General features: G+C 68.7%; 18 protein-coding genes. 5 read left to right on the top strand and 13 right to left on the bottom strand.

Features of this window, described 5'->3' with window-relative positions:
- Positions 1–11: 11 nt before the first annotated feature.
- Positions 12–719, top strand: a complete 708-nt coding sequence (locus tag J2X09_RS06915) for a glutathione S-transferase family protein (protein WP_204732470.1) — start codon at positions 12–14, stop codon at positions 717–719.
- On the opposite strand, the gene J2X09_RS06910 is transcribed toward J2X09_RS06915, so the two are convergent.
- Both J2X09_RS06910 and J2X09_RS06905 read right to left on the bottom strand, forming a co-directional pair.
- Positions 716–1633 carry a patatin-like phospholipase family protein gene (locus J2X09_RS06910; RefSeq protein WP_204732471.1) on the bottom strand — a complete coding sequence of 306 codons (918 nt, stop codon included), beginning with the start codon at positions 1631–1633 and terminating at the stop codon, positions 716–718. The two genes, J2X09_RS06915 and J2X09_RS06910, sit on opposite strands and share 4 nt — an antisense overlap.
- Positions 1630–2382, bottom strand: coding sequence for an SDR family oxidoreductase (locus J2X09_RS06905; protein WP_204732472.1), 753 nt, complete (start codon positions 2380–2382; stop codon positions 1630–1632). Before J2X09_RS06905 ends, J2X09_RS06910 begins: the two co-directional genes overlap by 4 nt.
- A gap of 102 nt (positions 2383–2484) precedes the next feature.
- Between J2X09_RS06905 and J2X09_RS06900 the strand changes: the two genes are divergently transcribed.
- Positions 2485–3381, top strand: a complete 897-nt coding sequence (locus J2X09_RS06900) for an AraC family transcriptional regulator (RefSeq protein WP_204732473.1) — start codon at positions 2485–2487, stop codon at positions 3379–3381.
- 28 nt (positions 3382–3409) lie between these two features.
- Here the strand turns inward: J2X09_RS06900 and J2X09_RS06895 are convergent, their stop codons facing one another.
- The 9 genes from J2X09_RS06895 to gcl form a co-directional block, all read right to left on the bottom strand.
- Positions 3410–4189 carry an aminoglycoside adenylyltransferase family protein gene (locus tag J2X09_RS06895; protein WP_204732540.1) on the bottom strand — a complete coding sequence of 260 codons (780 nt, stop codon included), beginning with the start codon at positions 4187–4189 and terminating at the stop codon, positions 3410–3412.
- Between the two features lie 17 nt (positions 4190–4206).
- Positions 4207–4740 carry a DUF2894 domain-containing protein gene (locus tag J2X09_RS06890; RefSeq protein WP_204732474.1) on the bottom strand — a complete coding sequence of 178 codons (534 nt, stop codon included), beginning with the start codon at positions 4738–4740 and terminating at the stop codon, positions 4207–4209.
- Positions 4737–5405, bottom strand: a complete 669-nt coding sequence (locus J2X09_RS06885) for an OmpA family protein (protein WP_204732475.1) — start codon at positions 5403–5405, stop codon at positions 4737–4739. Before J2X09_RS06885 ends, J2X09_RS06890 begins: the two co-directional genes overlap by 4 nt.
- On the bottom strand, positions 5402–7735 hold the full coding sequence (locus tag J2X09_RS06880) for a DUF802 domain-containing protein (protein ID WP_204732476.1): 2334 nt from the start codon (positions 7733–7735) through the stop codon (positions 5402–5404). Before J2X09_RS06880 ends, J2X09_RS06885 begins: the two co-directional genes overlap by 4 nt.
- Before the next feature lie 9 nt (positions 7736–7744).
- Positions 7745–8401, bottom strand: coding sequence for a DUF3348 family protein (locus J2X09_RS06875; RefSeq protein WP_204732477.1), 657 nt, complete (start codon positions 8399–8401; stop codon positions 7745–7747).
- 95 nt (positions 8402–8496) lie between these two features.
- The gene (locus tag J2X09_RS06870; protein WP_204732478.1) at positions 8497–9819 is read right to left on the bottom strand and encodes a glycerate kinase type-2 family protein; all 1323 of its coding nucleotides are present in this window, start codon (positions 9817–9819) and stop codon (positions 8497–8499) included.
- A gap of 60 nt (positions 9820–9879) precedes the next feature.
- Complete coding sequence (locus tag J2X09_RS06865; protein WP_204732479.1) at positions 9880–10785, bottom strand: 2-hydroxy-3-oxopropionate reductase; 906 nt, start codon at positions 10783–10785, stop codon at positions 9880–9882.
- Complete coding sequence (otnI, locus tag J2X09_RS06860; protein ID WP_204732480.1) at positions 10782–11600, bottom strand: 2-oxo-tetronate isomerase; 819 nt, start codon at positions 11598–11600, stop codon at positions 10782–10784. The genes J2X09_RS06865 and otnI overlap by 4 nt, the downstream gene beginning before the upstream one ends.
- Before the next feature lie 29 nt (positions 11601–11629).
- Entirely contained in the window at positions 11630–13417 is a 1788-nt protein-coding gene (gene gcl / locus J2X09_RS06855; RefSeq protein WP_204732481.1) for a glyoxylate carboligase, read from the bottom strand.
- A gap of 137 nt (positions 13418–13554) precedes the next feature.
- Between gcl and J2X09_RS06850 the strand changes: the two genes are divergently transcribed.
- Both J2X09_RS06850 and J2X09_RS06845 read left to right on the top strand, forming a co-directional pair.
- A complete protein-coding gene (locus J2X09_RS06850; RefSeq protein WP_204732541.1) occupies positions 13555–14460 on the top strand; it encodes a LysR family transcriptional regulator in 906 nt (301 codons plus the stop codon).
- A 15-nt stretch (positions 14461–14475) separates the two neighbouring features.
- Positions 14476–15930, top strand: a complete 1455-nt coding sequence (locus tag J2X09_RS06845) for an 8-oxoguanine deaminase (RefSeq protein WP_204732482.1) — start codon at positions 14476–14478, stop codon at positions 15928–15930.
- Positions 15931–15934: 4 nt separating this feature from the next.
- Here the strand turns inward: J2X09_RS06845 and J2X09_RS06840 are convergent, their stop codons facing one another.
- Positions 15935–16414, bottom strand: coding sequence for an Lrp/AsnC family transcriptional regulator (locus J2X09_RS06840; RefSeq protein ID WP_204732483.1), 480 nt, complete (start codon positions 16412–16414; stop codon positions 15935–15937).
- A gap of 70 nt (positions 16415–16484) precedes the next feature.
- Here J2X09_RS06840 and J2X09_RS06835 point away from each other — a divergent pair, with 70 nt between their 5' ends.
- The gene (locus J2X09_RS06835; RefSeq protein WP_204732484.1) at positions 16485–17438 is read left to right on the top strand and encodes an EamA family transporter; all 954 of its coding nucleotides are present in this window, start codon (positions 16485–16487) and stop codon (positions 17436–17438) included.
- Here J2X09_RS06835 and J2X09_RS06830 read toward each other — a convergent pair.
- Positions 17407–18099 (bottom strand): alpha/beta hydrolase, encoded by a 693-nt coding sequence (locus J2X09_RS06830; RefSeq protein ID WP_204732485.1) that lies wholly within the window; start codon positions 18097–18099, stop codon positions 17407–17409. The two genes, J2X09_RS06835 and J2X09_RS06830, sit on opposite strands and share 32 nt — an antisense overlap.
- Positions 18100–18104: the final 5 nt, after the last annotated feature.

Genomic DNA, 18104 nt, shown 5'->3' with positions numbered 1-18104 from the left:
GGAGTTCACCCATGTATCCCATCCTCTTCTACGGCGTGCCAGAAGGCTGTTCGTTCGGTTCCATCGTGGCCCTCGAATGGAGTGGCCTGCCCTACCAGCTCTGCCGCATCGACATGCCCGACGTGGTGAGCAGCGAGGCCTACCGGCGCATCAACCCGGTGGCCGAAACGCCCTCGCTGCGCACCGCCGATGGCCGCCAGGTGCACCAGAGCATCGCCATCCTCCAGCACATCGGTGCCCAGAGCCCGGGCAGCGGCCTGGTGCCCCCGCAGGGCACGCCCGGATTCGACCACTTCAACGAGGTGCTGGCCTTCCTCAACACCGACTTCTTCGAATCGTTTTCTCCGCTGTGGTACGCCATGGAGCACTGCCTGGAAGGCAGCGAGCAGCGCACCCTGACCACGATGGGACGCCACAAGGTGCGCAAGGTACACGCGGACCTGGAACGCATGCTGGGCGCCAGGCCCTGGCTGGCGGGAGGGCAGCGCACCGCCGCCGATGCCTACTTCATGGGTATTGCCCGCTGGAACGATTTCCACCAGGTGCTCGACCGGCGCGACTTCCCGGCACTGCACGACCTCCATGAGCGCCTGAAGGCGGAACCTGCGGTGCACTTCGCCCACGCGGTGGAGCACGGTGAGGCCGCTCGCAGCGGTGGCGCGTTCCTCGGGCACGTGGCCTTGCACGACGTGCTGGAAGGCACCACCGCGCCCTCCTAGGCATCGGCTGCGGCGCTGGCGTGCCAGCGCCGCAGGGCCTCGCGCGCGGCCTGGTAGCCCGCCTCGATCGATCGCTCCTTCTCGGCCTGGGCCGACATGCCCGGCGCTGCCGTGATCGGCGCGATGAGCAGGTCTGCTTCGGCCATTTCCGGCGCGGCCACGAGGCAGCTCTGTGTCTGCATCACCTGCCCGATGACGGAAGGAATGCTCATGCCCGCGACGCGCGGGCTGCGGCAATAGATGTCGATGGCGATCACCACATCCGCGCCCATGGCGCGCGCGAACCGCACCGGCACCAGGCTCGTGATGCCACCATCGATCAGATGGCCCTGGGCATAGGCCACGGGCACATTCACGCCCGGCACGGCGGACGAGGCCTGGATGGCACGCCCCGCCGATCCGGTGTCGATCAGCAGGGGCTGCCCGCTTTGCAGGTCGGTGGCCACCGCGGCAAAGCGGATCGGAAAGGATTCGATGGGCATGCCCCCCGTCACGGAGCCGGCCCAGCCGGCCAGATGGTTTCCTTCGATGATGCCGCCACTGCGCCAGGTAAAGTCCAGCAGCGAAGCCACCTTCACTTCCAGCGCCGCCTGCTCGATGCGCGCGACGCTCAGGCCGCTCGCATATGCTGCGCCGACCACGGAGCCGGCCGACGTGCCCACCACGATGTCGGGGCGGATGCCGGCCTCCTCCAGCGCGCGCAAGGCACCCACGTGAGCGAAGCCGCGCAGCCCACCACCGCCCAGCACCAGCCCGATGCGAGGCCGCTCACCGACCGCACTCGACACCACGCGGGCATCGCGAACCTCGGCCAGCGCTCGCGCGGTCAACTCCGGCGGTGCCGGGTGTCCGCCAGTGGCGCAGCCGGCGATCGCCAGCACGGCGGCGGCCAGCAGCAGGTGGCGCGGCTTCATGCGGCCTCCAGTTGCCGTACGAGGGCGAGCGCATCCGCGCCCGCTGCGTAGTGCAATCGGGCAGAGGCGTCGTTCGCGGCCCGCCACACGGCGTCGGCCACGTCCTGCTCGCGCGTGAACGCTTTCTGTTGACCGAGCGCAGCGAAGACCGTTTGCGCATACCCCGCATACGCCTCAGGCAGCAAGCCCTGCATGCGCCCGGTGCCGTTCTCGGTGAAGCGCGTGGTGGGTGCATAACCCGGCTCGACCAGCTTCACGCGCACCTGGAACGCCGCCAGCTCGTGTGCCAGCGATGCGGTGAAGCCCTCCACCGCCGTCTTGCTCGCGGTGTAAGCGGCCACCAGCGGCATGGGCACCAGCGTGGCGCTGGACGTGACGTTCACCACCAGACCCGCGCGTCGCTCGCGAAACTGCGGCAACACCGCCTGCGTCATCGCCATGGTGCCGAAGGTGTTGGTCTCGAAGATGTCGCGCACGGTCGCCATGGGAGTGGCTTCGAACGCGCCGAACAAGCCCAGGCCGGCGTTGTTCACCAGCACGTCGATAGGGCCGGCGGCGTCGATCGCCCGGGCGATGCTCTCGGGCCGGGTGACGTCCAGCGCCAGCACGCGCAGGCGCTCGGCAGGCGGCAGCAATTCGGTGCGGGGCGTGCGCATGGTGGCGACCACGTTCCAGCCCCTGGCGTGGAAGTGGCGTGCAGTTTCAAGGCCATAGCCCGACGAGCAGCCGGTGATCAGAATGGTTTTCATGAAGAGGTTCCTGTGGATGGGTTGAGAAAGCCGTGACGATACCGGCGCGAGACAAGACCATCTACAATGAAAAGTCCAAAAATTATTTGCATTAGTACAGCCATGGCCGACCCCCTGTCCGACGTCATCGCCCTGTTGCGGCCACGCGCGGTGTTCTCCAAGGTGATCAGCGGGGCGGGTGCATGGGCTGTGCGCTACGCCGATTTCGGACAGCCCAGCTTCTGCACCATGCTCGAAGGCCAGTGCGTGCTCACCGTCAACGGCCAGGAGCCCGTCACACTGGAGGCGGGAGATTTCGTGCTGATGCCGGCCACGCCGGGGTTCACCCTGTCGGGCACCGAACCCGCCGTGCCCGTTTCCATCGACCCCCTGCAGGTGGCTGACGCTCAAGGCGACATCCGCCATGGCCGGATCGACGGGCCGCCGGAGGTGCGCATGCTGGGCGGGTACTTCGCCTTCGAGTCGCCCGATGCCGCCCTGCTCGTCTCACTGCTGCCGGCCTTGCTGCACGTGCGCGGGGTCGATCGCCTGCAGGCGCTGGTGCGGCTCGTGCGGGACGAGTCGACGGACCAGCGCCCGGGTCGCGATCTCGTGCTGGGCCGACTGGTGGAAGTGCTGCTCATCGAGGCCTTGCGATCGAGCGCAGGCGAGGGCGCACCGCAAGGTCTGTTGCGTGGACTGGCGGACACGCGGCTGGCAGCGGCCATGCGGTTGATGCACGGCGAACCCTCGCACCCCTGGACGGTGGAAGAGCTCGCGAAGCAGGCCGCACTGTCGCGCTCGGCGTTTTTCGAGCGCTTCTCGCGCGCCGTGGGCCAGCGCCCCATGGAGTACCTGATGGCCTGGCGCATGGCCCTGGCGAAAAACCTGTTGCGGCAAGGCAAGGTGGCGCTGGAGGAGGTGGCCGAGCGCGTGGGTTACAGCTCTGCCAGCACGTTCAGCACGGCATTCAGTCGCCATGTGGGCCAGTCACCAGGTCGCTACGCGCGCGGCCTGTGAACGCGAAGGCTGCGTCCGCCCGCGCGGATCAGGCCGCCTCCACCTCGCACCGCACGTGGCGCACATAGGCCGCCATGCCCGCGGCCAAGGCCATCGGGTCGTCCCGGGCCTCGCCAAGGTACGCCAGCCTGGCCTGCGCCAGCAGAGGCTGCAGGGCGGGCGGCAGGCGCGGGATCGCCCAGTCCGCTGCCACGTCCTTGGGCGCGATGCCACCGGTGACCCAGCTGAACCAGACGCGCGCCAGGGCCAGCACGATGTTGCGCTCGTCGCCCCGCCAGTCCGCCTCGCCATTCCACTGCGCGACGGTGTCCCGCAGCGCCTGCAAGAAATCGGCCCGTGGCACGGCCTCGAACAGCACATCGGCGGATGGCCCGAGCAAGGCCACGCTGCGCTGGCGCAACTGGGTGAGCAGAATGGCGAGGTCGGGGTCAGGCACAGCGGTCTCCACACGGCCTGCGCGCAGATCGTCGCGCAGCCACTCGCCGAACTGCAGTTCGCGCCGCGCGGGGTAGCGCCACGGCACGACCTCATCGCGCACGAGCACCGTCACCTCCAGCGGGCGCAGACCGTCCGGCGCGCCCGGCGGCGCCGAGACCGAGAGCAGATCCACCATCAGGGAGCGCCGGACCGGGTCGGCCAGCGGAGCGCTCGTGCTCACCATCAGGTCGATGTCGCTGTGGGGCCGCAGCCCGCCATCGATGGCAGAGCCGAAGAGATGGAGCGCCAGCAGACCGTCTCCGAGGTGTCTGTCCAGCACCGCCCGCGCACCCGCCAGTTGCGAAGCGATGTCGGCGGGAGGTGCTGCAATGCCGGCCACGACGACCGTCACTTCTTCTGGCGTACCGCCCTGGCCTTGGCCGGTGCGGGTTTGAGACGTGCAGCGGCTTCGTCGAGCCAGAGCAGCGTGTCGGCATGCGCCATGAAGCGGCGCAGGTAGTCGGGCGAGAGTTCGCTCAGCAGGCCCAGGGTGCGCAGCACGAGCATGTGCGAGTTGAGCGGGCCGGCATTCTCGGGCCCGCGCTGCACGGCTTGAGCCACCTCGTCCTCGGCGCGGATGCGCGACCAGGTCTCGCGGAAAGCATGGGCGCTGCGGAGTTCGGCACGTGCGGCCAAGGGCTGGCCGGTGATGGTGGCAATGTGTTCGTTGAGCTCGGCCAGCGGCGTGCGCGCTTTCGCGGCTGTCGACCTGCGGCGCCGCGGCGGCTCCACACTGGCTGCCATCCCGCCGTGCTCACCGTCTGCATCGGTCGGGGGCGGTGGCAGCCGCTCACGCAACACGCGCTGCACGGCCTCGGGCGCGGCTTGCAGGCGGCGCAGCAAGGTTTCGCGGTAGTGGGTGCGAACGGCGTCTTCGGTCACGGCTTCCTGTCCGGTTTCGCCGCGGGCACGGCCTTGGGCACGGGCGCCATTTCCACGCGGCGGTTGAGCGCCCGCCCTTGTTCGTCGGCGTTGGAGGCCACGGGCTGCTCGGGCCCGAAGGCGGCGCTGAACACGCGCTGCGGCGGCATGCCTTCCTGTATCAGCGCCCGCGTCACCGTGAGCGCGCGCTGGGCCGAGAGCTCCAGGTTGTCGGCAAAACGCCGGTTGCGGGCCTGCACGGGCTGGTCATCGGTGAAGCCGCTGACCATCAGCATCTCGTCGCGCTCGCCCAGGTACACCTGCAATGGCGGCACGAGGCTGCGCAGGATCTGGCGGCCTTCGGGCTTGAGCTCGTCGGAATTGAGTGCGAAGAGCACGCTGCCGCTGATGCCGATGCGGCCGTTGTCCAGCGTGACGCGGCCGTTCTGCAGCGGAATGGCCAAAGCCTTTTCCAGGGCCATGCGGCGCTGCTCTTCCTGCTGGCGCTTCTCCATTTCGGCCTGCAGGCTGCTCACCAGGTCCATCTGCACCACGAGCACACCCACCAGGATAAGCACGAACGCGCCCACCAGGCCCGACATGAGGTCCCCGAACACGGCCCACACTGGCGCGGTGCGGTCGGTGCCGTCGTCGTCGTCGATCTGACGGTCATCCAGGCCGATCATCCCGCGGCCTTCTTTCCGGTGGCGGGGCCGCGCAGGCGGCGCAGGTCTTCCACGATGCCTTGTTGCGAGCTGATGCTGAGGTCGATCACCTCGCGGGCCTGCGCCACGTAATAGGCCAGTTGCTCGTCGCTGCGCGCCATCGACTGGCTGACGGCGGTCTCGATGCGCTGCAGGCTGTCGATGAGTTTCTCGTTCGTGCTGCTGAACAGTTGCACCCCGTGACCGAAGGCCTCGCCCAGGCTGGCGAGCTCAATCGCACTGCCACTGACCTGTGCAGCCACATCCTCCGCGCGAACGGCTTGCGCACCCACGGTCTCGGCAAACTGCCGGCCCACCTGGTCGAGCACGGCACCGGCAGATGTGACGAGCGATTCGATCGCCGCTTGCTGCGCGCCGGTGGCTTGTTGCGCGGACTGCAGCAGGTCGTCGATGTTCTGCATGAGCGCGGCACGCTCCTGCAGCGCGGCGTTGTCGCGTTCGGTGAGCTGGCTCATGTCACGGCGAAGTTGTGTGATCACCTCGGCGGCCGCGCGGGGCGCTTCCGCAGCGGTCTCCAGCAGGCGTGCCATGGGTGCCTCGAGGGCGGTGCCAAGTGCGGAGAGGTGGCTGGCGACCTGCCCGTTGAGCGATGACTGGAGTTCACCCAGTCGCAGCGCAGTCGCTTCGGCGCGAGCGGCCTCCTCGCCGCGCAAGGCGGCGAGTTCATCGCGCCAGGCGGTGGCGGTCTGTTCCAGCGTCTGCGCGACCGCCTGCTGGCGAGCCTCGTCGCGTTCGGCGAGTTGACTGACATCGTGGCGCAGCTGCGCGATCACCTCGGCAGCCGCGCGTGGCCCTTCCGCGACCGTCTCCAGCAGGCGCGCCATGGGCGCCTCGAACGCGGTACCGAGCGTGGCGAGGTGGGTGGCCACCTGGCCATTGAGCGACGACTGCAGTTCGCCCAGGCGCTGCACGCTGGCCTCGCCGCGAGCCGCCTCCTCGCTGCGCAGGGCGGCGAGTTCGTCGCGCCAGAGCGAGGCCGTCTGCTCCAGCGTTTGAACCGCGGCCTGTTGCTGTGCCACCGCCTGCGCGCCGAGTTGCCGCCATTCGTCCTGCAGCGTGCTTGCCATGGCCTGCAGGGCCTGTGTCCATGCTGCGTGTTGCTCCCGGTCTGCGGCGCTCTGCTCGGCGTGCGAGCGGCTCACGGTGTCCTGCACGCCGGTGATCAGGGCGGCGCAGCGCTCCTCAAAGGTGGTGGTGAAGGCCGTGAGCGCGCGATCCAGCCCCTGCGCCTGCTGTTCACTGGTGTGGGCGTGCTGCTGCAGTGCGGCGGTCCAGGTGTCGGCCACCGTGCCGGCGGTGGCCCCAAAGCGCTCCGCCAGCCCACTCATCTGGGCCTGCACGGAGGCGTTCACGCGTTCGTGCAGCCTCGTGGACTCCTGCCCGATGGCGGCCATGGCCTTCTCCACCACGGGTTGCAGGCTCTCGCCCGCGGAACGTGCACTCGCGCTCAGACTGTCTTCCAGCGAGCGCTGCACCGACTTGGCCAGCCGGCGGTAGGCCTCGCTCGCCTCGACGTGGAACTGCGCCTGACGGGCCAGCAACTGGTCGTCCAGGTGCTGGTTGCGGCGTTCGATCTGCCCGATGAGCGCATGCAGCTTTTCCGCCACCTCGGGCAACACGTTGGCCTGCTGTTGAAGCGCATCGAAGGTGGTCTGCCGCTGGTGGGCCAGCGAGAAGGGGCGGAACACAGTGGCCGTGTGGGCATCGAGCAGGCGGGCCACTTCGGTGCGCTCGCGCCGGCTGATGGCGGACATGAGCCCGAGCATGGCCGAGGTGGCCACGCCCACCACCGAGGTGCCGAACGCCAGGCCCAGCCCCTTGATCGGGGCTGCCAGCGCGGCGCGAATGGCCTGCAGATCGGCAGAGCCCTCGAGTGTGAACACCACGCCCTTGAACGTGACCACCATGCCGAGAAAGGTGCCGAGCATGCCCAGCATCACCAGCAGGCCGATCAGGTAGGGCGTGAGCGCCAGACCGGGCAACGCACCCCGTTCGGCTTCGATGCGCTGGCGCACCGCGTTCTGCAGCGTCGAAGGCACACGCGTCAGCCAGGCGTCGAGGCTGTTCAGCGGCTGGGGCACCTGGGCCAGGGCATCCGCCAGCGACGAGGTGGCCTGCCGGTAGCGCCGGAGCTCCTGCGCACCCAGCAGGTACACCGCGCCGATGAGCAGCGTCATGGCCAGCGCAAAGCCACTGGAGCCGACGAAGCCCGCGCCCACCCAGGCGACGCACGCCAGGCCGAGCACGAACGCGGCGATGAAGAAAACACGGTTCAAGGAAAGACGGTTCATGGGATGCATTCAATGCGGGGCATGGCCCGCATGTTCAAACGTTTCGATCATGCCCACCACAGGCTGCAGGCGCAGGTCGAGCTCGGCCAGCAGCGTGTGCTGCAGGGCCTGTTCGAACAGGGGCGGCCATTCTTCGGGCCGGGCCTGCTGCAGCTGGCCCAGCCGCGCCTTGAGGAAGGCCGGCACGCCAGCCAGCAGCCGCTGCTCGCGGGCGCCGAACATCGGCGCCAGCGTGGCGTCCAGCGCAGCGAGTTGTGCCAGCCGAGGTGAGCCGGCGTCGGCGAGCGTCTGGCGCACATGACCGCGCAGCGCGTCGATGGCCATTTCCATGCGCCGCTGCTGGTCCATGTAGCGCTGGTGGTGGTGGGCGAATTCGGTATCGGTGGCCAGGGTGGGCGTATGGGGTGGCGTGCTGAACGCCTTGGTGAGCGCTGCGCGCACGCGCAGCAGGTCGGCCCGCAGGTCGGGAGCGGCCTTGCGCGCGGTGGACCGGCCCGGCCTGGCCCCTGGAAGCGCCTGATGCACCGCATGCAGGGCGATCGCATCGGCCACGTTCAACCATTCCCCGAGGCGCTCGGCGATGTCCTGCCGCGGCGGATCCATGGGCGCTGGCAACCACCCGGTGAGATGGCGCACCAGTGCGGAACGGTTGAAATGGCTGCGCAAAAGAACTTTCCTTGGCGTCCCCGGGAGGACACGAACAACGGGAGCAGATTGTCGGCGTTCCGGCAGCGGCCGGGCCGCAGCGGAACACGCCGGTGTCACACCACCAGCACGGCCCGGAAGTCGTTCACATTGGTGTGCGTCGGCCCGGTGATCACAAGATCGCCGATCGGCTCGAAGAACCCGTAGGCATCGTTGCGGGCCAGATGGTCGGTGAGCTTGAGGCCCTTCTCCCCTGCCCTGGCCAGGGTGTCGGGCGTCACCAGCGCCCCCGCATTGTCCTCCACCCCGTCGATGCCGTCGGTGTCGGCCGCCAGGGCCCACACCCCGGCCTGTCCACCCAGTGCCTGCGCCAGGCCCAGGCAGAACTCGCCGGCACGCCCGCCTCGGCCCCTGGCCTGACCTTCGGCGCGCGGGCGCACGGTGACAGTGGTTTCCCCGCCGCTCAGGATCACGCAAGGTTTCTGGAAACTGCTGCGGCCCAGCGCGGTGGAGCGCGCCAGGGCGCCGTGCACCTTGCCGACCTCGCGCGACTCGCCTTCGATCTCGTCGCTCAGGATCACCGCGTTCAGGCCCAGCGCGCGCGCCGCCTCGGCCGCGGCTTCCAGGCTCTGCTGTGGCGTGGCAATGAGTTCGACCGCGTGGCCCTGCAGCCTTGGATCACCGGGCTTGGGGGTTTCCAGCGCACCGCTCTCCAGCCGGGCGCGCACAGTGGGCGGCACGTCGATGCCGTAGCGGCGCAGGATGTCGAGCGCCTCGGCGCAGGTGGACGCGTCGGCCACGGTGGGGCCACTGGCGATGACGCTGACGTCATCGCCCGGCACATCGCTGATGGTGAGCGTGACGACACGCGCCGGGGCGCAGGCCGCCGCCAGCCGCCCGCCCTTGATGGCCGAGAGGTGCTTGCGCACGGTGTTCATCTCGCCGATGTGCGCGCCGCTTTCCAGTAGCTGGCGGTTGATGCGCTGCTTGTCTTCCAGCGTGAGGCCTTCGCACGGCAGCGTGAGCAGGGCCGAACCGCCGCCAGAGATGAGGCAGAGCACCAGGTCGTCCGCGGTGAGGCCTTGCGTGAGCTGAAGGATGCGCTGTGCCGCCGCGAGACCGGCCGCGTCGGGCACGGGGTGAGAGGCTTCCACCACCTCGATGCGCTGCGGCAGGCCTTCGGGCCGCGGCGGCGTGTGGTGGTAACGCGTGACCACCAGCCCCGAGAGCGGCGCGTCGGCGGGCCACAGGGCTTCCACCGCCTGCGCCATGGCACCCCCGGCCTTGCCCGCGCCCAGCACCAGGGTGCGGCCCCTGGGCGGCTGGGGCAGGCTGGTGGCCGTGTTGTGCAGGGGCAGCGCGCGCTGCACCGCCACGTCGTACAGGTGGCGCAGCAGGGCACGGGGATCGTTCAGGCTGGGGGCGGTCGGCTTGGGCATGGGGCAGAAGTCTAGCGAGTCCCCGGTGGCAGAAGTTACAGACCGGTAACACGCACCGCTTCAGCCTGGCGCAGGGGCGATCTCATGGCCCGCCATGAGCTCCAGGCTGCGGCACAGGGCGGAATGGTCCAGCCCGGCCATGCCATGCGCGGCGCAGCTCTGCATCAGCTGGGCCGCGCTGGCCGTGTGCGGCAGGCTCACGCCCAGTTCCTTCGCGCCTTGCAGTGCGAGGTTGAGGTCTTTCTGGTGCAGCTCGACGCGAAAGCCGGGGTTGAAGGTGCGCTGGATCATGCGCTCGCCATGCACTTCCAGGATGCGGCTGGCCGCGAACCCGCCCATCAGGGCCTCGCGCACCCTGGCCGGGTCGGCGCCGGCCTTGCTGGCGAACAGCAGGGCTTCGGCCACGGCCTCGATGTTCAGCGCCACGATGATCTGGTTCGCCACCTTGGTGGTCTGGCCGTCGCCGTTGCCACCCACCAGCGTGATGTTCTTGCCCATGGCCGCGAACAGGGGTTGCGCGCGCTCGAAGGCGGCCTGCGGCCCGCCCACCATGATGGTCAGGCTGGCGGCCTTGGCGCCGACCTCGCCGCCGCTCACCGGGGCATCGAGGTAATCGCAGCCCAGTGCGTTGATCCTCTGCGCGAAGGCCTTGGTGGCCATGGGACTGATGGAGCTCATGTCGATCACCAGCTTGCCGGGCGTCAGGCCCCTGGCCACGCCGGTGTCGCCGAACAGCACGTCCTCGACGTTCGGCGTGTCGGGCACCATGGTGATGACGATGTCGGCACGCCGCGCCACCTCGGTGGCATTGGTGCAGACCGTGGCACCGGCTTCTGCGAACGACGCCGGGATCCTGCTGCGGCTGGCCACGAACAGCGTGTGGCCGGCCTTGACCAGATGGAGGGCCATGGGCGCACCCATGATGCCCAGGCCGATGAAGCCGACCTTGAGACCGCTCTTCGTCATGCCGGCTCTCCCTGCAGCTCCAGCGATTGACCGTGTGCGGCGATCCAGGCCAGGCCCCGGTCGGTGCCCCCCGGGCTGGTGTCGCGGGGCTTGTATTCGCAGCCGATGTGGCCGGTGTAACCCAGGCCGTCGATGTGGTCGAACAGGTAGCGGTAGTGGATCTCGCCCGTGCCCGGTTCGTTCCGGCCCGGTGTGTCCGCCAGTTGCATGTGGGCGATGCGCGGCAGCAGCTCCCGGATGGTGTTGGCCAGCTCGCCTTCCATGCGCTGCGCGTGGTAGATGTCGTACTGCAGGAACAGGTTGTCGGAGCCCACTTCGTCCATGAGCGCCATGGCCTGGCGCGGGCGGTTCACGAAGAAGCCGGGCATGTCGAAGTGATTGATGGGTTCGAGCAGCAGGCGCACGCCCTGGCGCTTCGCGGCATCGGCGGCGAAACGCAGGTTGCGCACCAGCGTGGCATAGGCCTGGGCCTGGCTCACGCCGGCCGGCGGAATGCCCGCCATGCAGTGCAGCTGCGGCGCGCCGAGCTCCGTGGCGTACTGCAGCGCCTGCGCCACGCCGGCGCGGAACTCGTCTTCGCGGCCAGGCAACGAGGCGGTGCCGCGTTCACCACCGGCCCAGTCGCCCGGGGGCATGTTGTGCAGCACCAGCTGCAGCTGGTGCGCCTGCAGCCGCTGCGCGATCTGTTCGGCCGGGAAGTCGTAGGGAAAGAGAAACTCCACGGCGGTGAAACCCGCGCGCGCGGCGGCTTCGAAGCGATCCAGGAACGGCAGCTCGTTCCAGAGCATGGAAAGGTTGGCGGCGAACTTCGGCATGTGAAGGGTCCTTGTCGTTGTTGTCGTGGTCAATCCAGCAGGCCGGCGGTCTCGAGGCCCTGCGGCGCGCGGCAATCGATGGCCTCGAACTCGTTGACCTTGTCGATCTCGGTGCCCATGGCGATGTTGGTGACGCGTTCGAGTATGCATTCGACCACCACCGGCACGCGGTGCAAAGCGGCGAGACGCTGTGCCTCGCGCAGGGCGCCCTGCAACTTCTCGGGGTCGCTCACGCGCAGGGCCTTGCAACCCAGGCCCTCGACGACGGCGACGTGGTCCACGCCGTAGCCTCGCCGCTCACCCTCGCTTTCGTCCAGGTTCTGGTTCTCGAAGGCGAGCTGCACGCAGTAGTCCATGTCGAAACCGCGCTGGCTCTGGCGGATGAGACCGAGGTAGGCGTTGTTCACCAGCACGTGCACATAAGGCAGGCGGAACTGGGCGCCCACCGCGAGTTCCTCCATGAGGAACTGGAAGTCGTAGTCGCCCGAGAGCGCCACCACATTCTTCGTGGGGTCGGACGCGACCACGCCGAGTGCGGCCGGCATGGTCCAGCCCAGGGGGCCAGCCTGGCCGCAGTTGATCCACTGGCGCGGACCGTACACATGCAGGAACTGAGCGCCCGCAATCTGCGACAGACCGATGGTGCTCACATAGACCGTGTCGCGGCCAAACACCTGGTTCATCTCTTCGTACACGCGGTGCGGCTTCATCGGAATCTGCTCGAAGTGCGTCTGCCGCAACATGAGGCGCTTGCGCTCGGCGCAGCGGCCGGCCCAGTTGGCGTAGCTCGGCCAGTGGCCGGCTGCCTTGCGTTCGCGGGCAACGTCCACGAACAGCTGGAGCGCGGCCTTCGCGTCCGAGACGATGCCGAAGTCGGGCTCGAACACGCGCCCGATCTGGGTGGGTTCGATGTCCACGTGCACGAACTGGCGGCCCTTGGTGTAGGTCTCGATGGAACCGGTGTGGCGGTTCGCCCAGCGGTTGCCGATGCCGAGCACGAAGTCGCTCGCGAGCATCGTGGCGTTGCCGTAGCGGTGACTGGTCTGCAGGCCCACCATGCCGGCCATGAGCGGATGGTCGTCGGGTATCGTGCCCCAGCCCATGAGCGTGGGAATCACCGGCACACCCGTGAGCTCGGCGAACTCGACCAGCAGGTCCGCCGCGTCGGCGTTGATGATGCCGCCACCGGCCACGATGAGCGGCCTGGTAGACGCGGCCAGCATGTCCAGCGCCTTCTCGATCTGCTTACGGCTCGCGGCGGGTTTGTAGACCGGCAGCGGCTCGTAGGTGTCGGGGTCGAATTCGATCTCGGCCATCTGCACGTCGAACGGCAGATCGATCAGCACCGGCCCGGGGCGGCCGGAGCGCATCAGATGGAACGCCTGCTGGAACACGCGCGGCACAAGCGCTGGCTCGCGAACCGTGACCGCCCACTTGGTGACGGGCTTGGCGATGCTTTCGATGTCCACCGCCTGGAAGTCTTCCTTGTAGAGCCGCGCGCGCGGCGCCTGGCCGGTGACGCAGAGGATGGGAATGCTGTCGGCCTGCGCCGAATACAGCCCGGTGATCATGTCGGTGCCGGCTGGCCCGCTGGTGCCGATGCACAGGCCGATGTTGCCGGCGCGTGCGCGGGTGTAGCCCTCGGCCATGTGGGACGCGGCCTCCACATGCCGCGCCAGGATGTGGCCGATGCTGCCGCGCTGCCGCATGGCGGCGTAGAACGGGTTGATGGCGGCACCCGGCACGCCGAAGGCCTGCGAGATGCCTTCCTTCTCCAGCACACAGATGGCGGCCTGCGCCGCGGTCATTCGGGCCATGATGCGATTCCTTACCTGGGTAGATGGACTGGCTTCGATGCTAGGGAGAACCCTTCCTCTTGAGAATGGCAGTGGCGGTACGTCGATTCGATACTTCAGGTATGCAATCCGCGCCCTGCAGCGTTAACATGCCCGGCATGGACCGCTTCAAGGAAATCGAGGCTTTCGTGATGGCGATGGAGCACGGCAGCCTGGCCGCCGCCGCGCTGCACGCGGGCATCACGCCGGTGATGATGGGCCGGCGCATCGACGCGCTGGAGCGCCGATTGGGCACGCAGCTCATCCACCGCTCCACGCGGCGGCTGGCGCTCACCGAGCAGGGTGCGGGTTTTCTCGACGAATGCCGGACGCTGCTGGCGCAGTGGTCGCAGGCCGAGGCCACCGTATCGGCGCAGAAGCACCGCGCCAGTGGCCATCTCGTGGTCTCGGCGCCGGCGGCCTTCGGGCGGCTGCATGTGGCGCCGCACGCGAGCGCGTTCCTCAAGGCCAACCCCGAGGTCAAGCTCTCCTTCAACCTCACCGACCGCGTGGTGGACCTCGTGCGCGAGGGTTACGACATGGGCCTGCGCATCGGCGGCGCGATCGACCCGAACTTCGTCGCCATCAAGCTCGCGACCAACCAGCGCGTGGTCTGCGGCACGCCGGCCTACTTCCGCAAGCACGGCAAGCCCCGCACGCTGGACGATCTGAAGCAGCACAACTGCCTGGCTTTCAACCTGCAGGGCGGCCAGCAGCGCGGCTGGTACTTCCAGCAGGGCGGCAAGACGGTGACGGTGCGCGTGGACGGCAATCTCGACTGCAACGATGGTGAGCTGCTGCACCGCTGGGTCAGCGAGGGCATGGGCCTGGGCTGGCGCTCCACCTGGGAGATCCAGGCACAGCTGCAACGCGGCGAGCTGGTCACCGTGCTGGACGAGTTCGCCCTGCCCGAGTACGACATCCTGGCCGTGTACCCGCAGCAGCGCCACCTGCCTGCCAAGGTGCGTTTCTTCATCGATCACCTTCGCAAGATCTACGAACGCCCCAACTACTGGATGAAGTAGAGGAACTCCCCTGTCATGCAAAGCCTGCTGATCCACAACGCCGAGTGCATCGCCACCTTCGACCACGCGGAGCCGGCCCGAGGCCGCGAGCTGCGCAACGCCTCGCTGTTCGTGCGCGGCCACACCATCGAGTGGATCGGACCGGCGGACCAGTTGCCGCCTGCGCTGCGCGACGAGGCCCACGAGACCATCGACGCGCGCGGCCACCTCGTCGTACCCGGCCTGGTGAACACGCACCATCACATGGTCCAGTCGCTCACACGAGCAATTCCCGGTGTGCAGGACGCCGAGCTGTTCGGCTGGCTGCGCGGGCTCTACCCCATCTGGGCAGGTCTCACGCCCGAGATGGTGCGCGTGTCGACGCAGGTGGCCATGGCCGAGCTGCTGCTCTCGGGTTGCACCACCAGCAGCGACCACCTCTACATCTACCCCAACGGGGTGCGGCTGGAAGACAGCATCGAAGGCGCACAGGCGATCGGCATGCGCTTCGTGGCGACGCGCGGCAGCATGAGCGTGGGCGCCAGCGCGGGCGGCCTGCCGCCCGACAGCGTGGTGGAAAAGGAAGACGCCATCCTGAAAGACAGCCAGCGCCTCATCGAGACCTGGCACGACGCCCGCCACGGCGCGATGCTGCAGGTGGCCCTCGCGCCCTGCTCGCCGTTTTCTGTCAGCCCTGCGCTCATGAAGGACAGCGCGGCGCTGGCGCGCTCCTTCACCGGCCGGGGTGTGCGCCTGCACACGCACCTGGCCGAGAACGACCACGACATCGCCTACAGCCGCGAGAAGTTCGGCCGCACGCCCGCCCAGTACGCGCAGGATCTCGGCTGGCTCGGCGACGACGTCTGGCACGCGCACTGCGTGAAGCTGGACGATGAAGGTGTCTCGCTGTTCGCCGCCAGCCGCACCGGCGTGGCGCACTGCCCCTGCAGCAACATGCGGCTGGCCTCGGGCATCGCTCCCGTGCGCCGCATGCTGGACGCCGGCGTGCCGGTGGGCCTGGGTGTGGACGGCAGCGCGAGCAACGACGGCGCGCACATGGTCAACGAGGCACGCCAGGCCTTGCTGCTCGCGCGCGTGGGCCGGGCACTGCAGCCCCCCGAAACGCGCAATGGCAAGACCTTCTTCGGTTGCGACCTCGGCCCGGCCGAGATGACGGCGCGCGACGCGCTGCACATCGCCACGCGCGGCGGAGCCACGGTGCTGGGCCGCCCGGACATCGGCCACCTCGCGCCGGGCATGTGCGCCGACCTCGCGCTGTTCGACCTGCGCACGCTGCGTTTTGCCGGCGGCGCGGTGCACGACCCGGTGGCCAGCCTGCTGCTGTGCGCCAGTCCCATGGCAGCGCACACGGTGGTCAACGGCCGGGTGGTGGTGCGCGACGGACAGCTCACGACGGTGGAGCTGGGCCCGCTGGTGGAGCGGCACAACCGGCTGGCGATGCAACTCGCGCGGGCCGCGCGCAGCGCCTGAAGGCTCAGCCTTCGCCCACGCCAGGCAGCCGCAGGGGTCGGTCTTCGAACTCGGTGTTGAGCACCACGGTGCTGGTGGTGCGCGCCACACCGGGGATGGCCTTGATCTTGTAGAGCACGTCTTCCAGCGCACGCGCGTGCGTGGTGCGGATCTTGGCCAGGAAATCGTGCTCGCCGGCCACGCTGTGCAGCTCGAGCACCTCGGGCAATTCGCGCAGGCGCGGTGCGATGTCGCGGCAATGCGCACCCCCATCGTTGCGGATCGCCACGAACGCCGTGAACTGCAGACCCACGCGGTCGGGGTCCACGCGCAGCGAGAAGCGTTCGATCACGCCGCGCTCGATCATCTTCTTCACCCGCTCGTGCACAGCCGCCGTGGACAGCCCGACCTCGGAGGCCACATCGGCGTAAGAACGACGGCTGTCACCGCTAAGCGCCGTAAGAATTCTGGCGTCGACGTCATCAATATGGATATTTACTTGCATGACAACGATATTCTGATCAAAATACAGAAAAAATCTGTTTTGCCGGAAAATTTACGATCCAGGAGACATCATGCCTGCCATTTTCAACCTGAATCGCCTGGACCGCCAGACCTTGCGACTCGCTGGCGCACTGCTGATCGTCTACCTGGTCTGGGGCACGACCTACTTCGCGCTGGGCGTGGTCATGCAGTCGCTGCCGCCGGTGCTCATGAATGGCGCGCGCTTTGTGTTCGCTGGCGTGCTGATGCTGGCCATCGCGCGCTGGCAGGGGCAGGCCTGGCCCACGGTCGCGCAGTGGCGCGCGAGCGCGCTGATCGGCAGCCTCATGGCCTTCGCGGCCATGGCGCTGGTGGTGCTCGCACAGAAGGCGGGCATTGGCTCGGGCCTGATGGCCACCGTGGTCACGACGATGCCGATGTGGCTCGCGCTGTGGACACGCTGGGGCGGTGAGCGCGTGCCGGTGACGAGCTGGATCGGCCTGGCGCTGGGCGCTTCGGGGGCCTTGCTTCTGGCGCTGGAAGGCGATTTTTCGACCACGCTCATCGGCACGCTGTGCGCCTTCGGAGCGCCCCTGGCCTGGAGCATCGGCTCCTACGCCTCGCGCCGCCTCACCCTGCCCGCGCCGGCCATGGCCTCGGCCGCGCAGTGGCTGCTGGGTGGGCTGCTCGGTCTGGTGGTGGCCTGGGTGTGGGAACCGGGCGCGCGCTCGGTGACCTGGCAGCAGGTGTCGATCGCTTCGGCGCTGGCCTGGCTGTACCTCGTGGTCATGGGCACCATGGTCACGCTCAATGCCTATCTGTGGTTGCTGAAGAACACCTCGGCCGCGCTGGCCGGCAGCTACTCGTTCGTGAACCCGGTGGTGGCGCTGGGCGTGGGCGTGTGGCTCGGTGGCGAACGCCTGACCGGCTGGGTGTTCGTGGCGCTGCCGGTGATCGGCCTGGCGCTGGCCCTCATCCTCTACGGACGCGACATCGTGCGGCTGGCGGGTTCGCTCAGGCCAGCACCTTCAGCAACCACGCATTGATGTCCTGGATCTCGGGCAGGGACACGGTGTGTTCCATCGGGTAGCTGTGCCACTCCACCCCGTAGCCCAGGGTCTGAAGCACGTTGCGTGACGCCACCGCTCGGTCGATGGTGACCACTGGGTCGTGGGCGCCGTGCGCGAGGAAGATCGGCACGTCGCGGTTGGCGCCGCTCCGTTCAGCACCCAGGGTATCGGCCAGCGGCAGGTAGCCCGACAGTCCCGCCAGACCCGCCAGGCGCTGCGGTGCGCGCAAACCCGCCATGAGGGTCATCGCACAGCCTTGCGAGAAGCCCATCAACACCGTCTTGCGGCTGGGCACGCCACGCGCCGCTTCGCGGTCCAGCAGCGCTTGCACCAGGTTCTGCGAAGCACGCAAGCCGGCTTCATCTTCCTGGCGCGGCGCCGCGGGGTTGGCGTTCGGTGGGTGGATGTCGTACCAGGCGCGCATGACGTAGCCACCGTTGATAGTGACCGGTCGCACCGGCGCGCTGGGGAACACGAAGCGCACCGGTCCGATGCGGTCCAGGTCAAGTTCGCCGGCGATCGGCACGAAATCGTTGCCGTCGGCTCCCAGGCCGTGCAGAACGATGATGGAGGCGGCGGGCATGGCGGCGGCGTCGCCGCTCACCATTTCAAGGAGTTCGAGAGAGGGCTGGTTCATGGGCA

The sequence above is a fragment of the Hydrogenophaga laconesensis genome, assembly GCF_031457235.1.
Taxonomy (GTDB): Bacteria; Pseudomonadota; Gammaproteobacteria; order Burkholderiales; family Burkholderiaceae_C; genus Hydrogenophaga; species Hydrogenophaga laconesensis.
This window is presented reverse-complemented; position numbering and strand designations above follow the sequence as displayed.

Coding starts and splice junctions, on each gene's coding strand:
- J2X09_RS06830 (WP_204732485.1), bottom strand. CDS start 18,099: ATGAACCAGCCCTCTCTCGAACTCCTTGAAATGGTGAGCGGCGACGCC.
- J2X09_RS06915 (WP_204732470.1), top strand. CDS start 12: ATGTATCCCATCCTCTTCTACGGCGTGCCAGAAGGCTGTTCGTTCGGT.
- J2X09_RS06870 (WP_204732478.1), bottom strand. CDS start 9,819: ATGCCCAAGCCGACCGCCCCCAGCCTGAACGATCCCCGTGCCCTGCTG.
- J2X09_RS06850 (WP_204732541.1), top strand. CDS start 13,555: ATGGACCGCTTCAAGGAAATCGAGGCTTTCGTGATGGCGATGGAGCAC.
- J2X09_RS06845 (WP_204732482.1), top strand. CDS start 14,476: ATGCAAAGCCTGCTGATCCACAACGCCGAGTGCATCGCCACCTTCGAC.
- J2X09_RS06900 (WP_204732473.1), top strand. CDS start 2,485: ATGGCCGACCCCCTGTCCGACGTCATCGCCCTGTTGCGGCCACGCGCG.
- otnI (WP_204732480.1), bottom strand. CDS start 11,600: ATGCCGAAGTTCGCCGCCAACCTTTCCATGCTCTGGAACGAGCTGCCG.
- J2X09_RS06905 (WP_204732472.1), bottom strand. CDS start 2,382: ATGAAAACCATTCTGATCACCGGCTGCTCGTCGGGCTATGGCCTTGAA.
- J2X09_RS06840 (WP_204732483.1), bottom strand. CDS start 16,414: ATGCAAGTAAATATCCATATTGATGACGTCGACGCCAGAATTCTTACG.
- J2X09_RS06865 (WP_204732479.1), bottom strand. CDS start 10,785: ATGACGAAGAGCGGTCTCAAGGTCGGCTTCATCGGCCTGGGCATCATG.
- J2X09_RS06885 (WP_204732475.1), bottom strand. CDS start 5,405: ATGATCGGCCTGGATGACCGTCAGATCGACGACGACGACGGCACCGAC.
- gcl (WP_204732481.1), bottom strand. CDS start 13,417: ATGGCCCGAATGACCGCGGCGCAGGCCGCCATCTGTGTGCTGGAGAAG.
- J2X09_RS06880 (WP_204732476.1), bottom strand. CDS start 7,735: ATGAACCGTCTTTCCTTGAACCGTGTTTTCTTCATCGCCGCGTTCGTG.
- J2X09_RS06835 (WP_204732484.1), top strand. CDS start 16,485: ATGCCTGCCATTTTCAACCTGAATCGCCTGGACCGCCAGACCTTGCGA.
- J2X09_RS06910 (WP_204732471.1), bottom strand. CDS start 1,633: ATGAAGCCGCGCCACCTGCTGCTGGCCGCCGCCGTGCTGGCGATCGCC.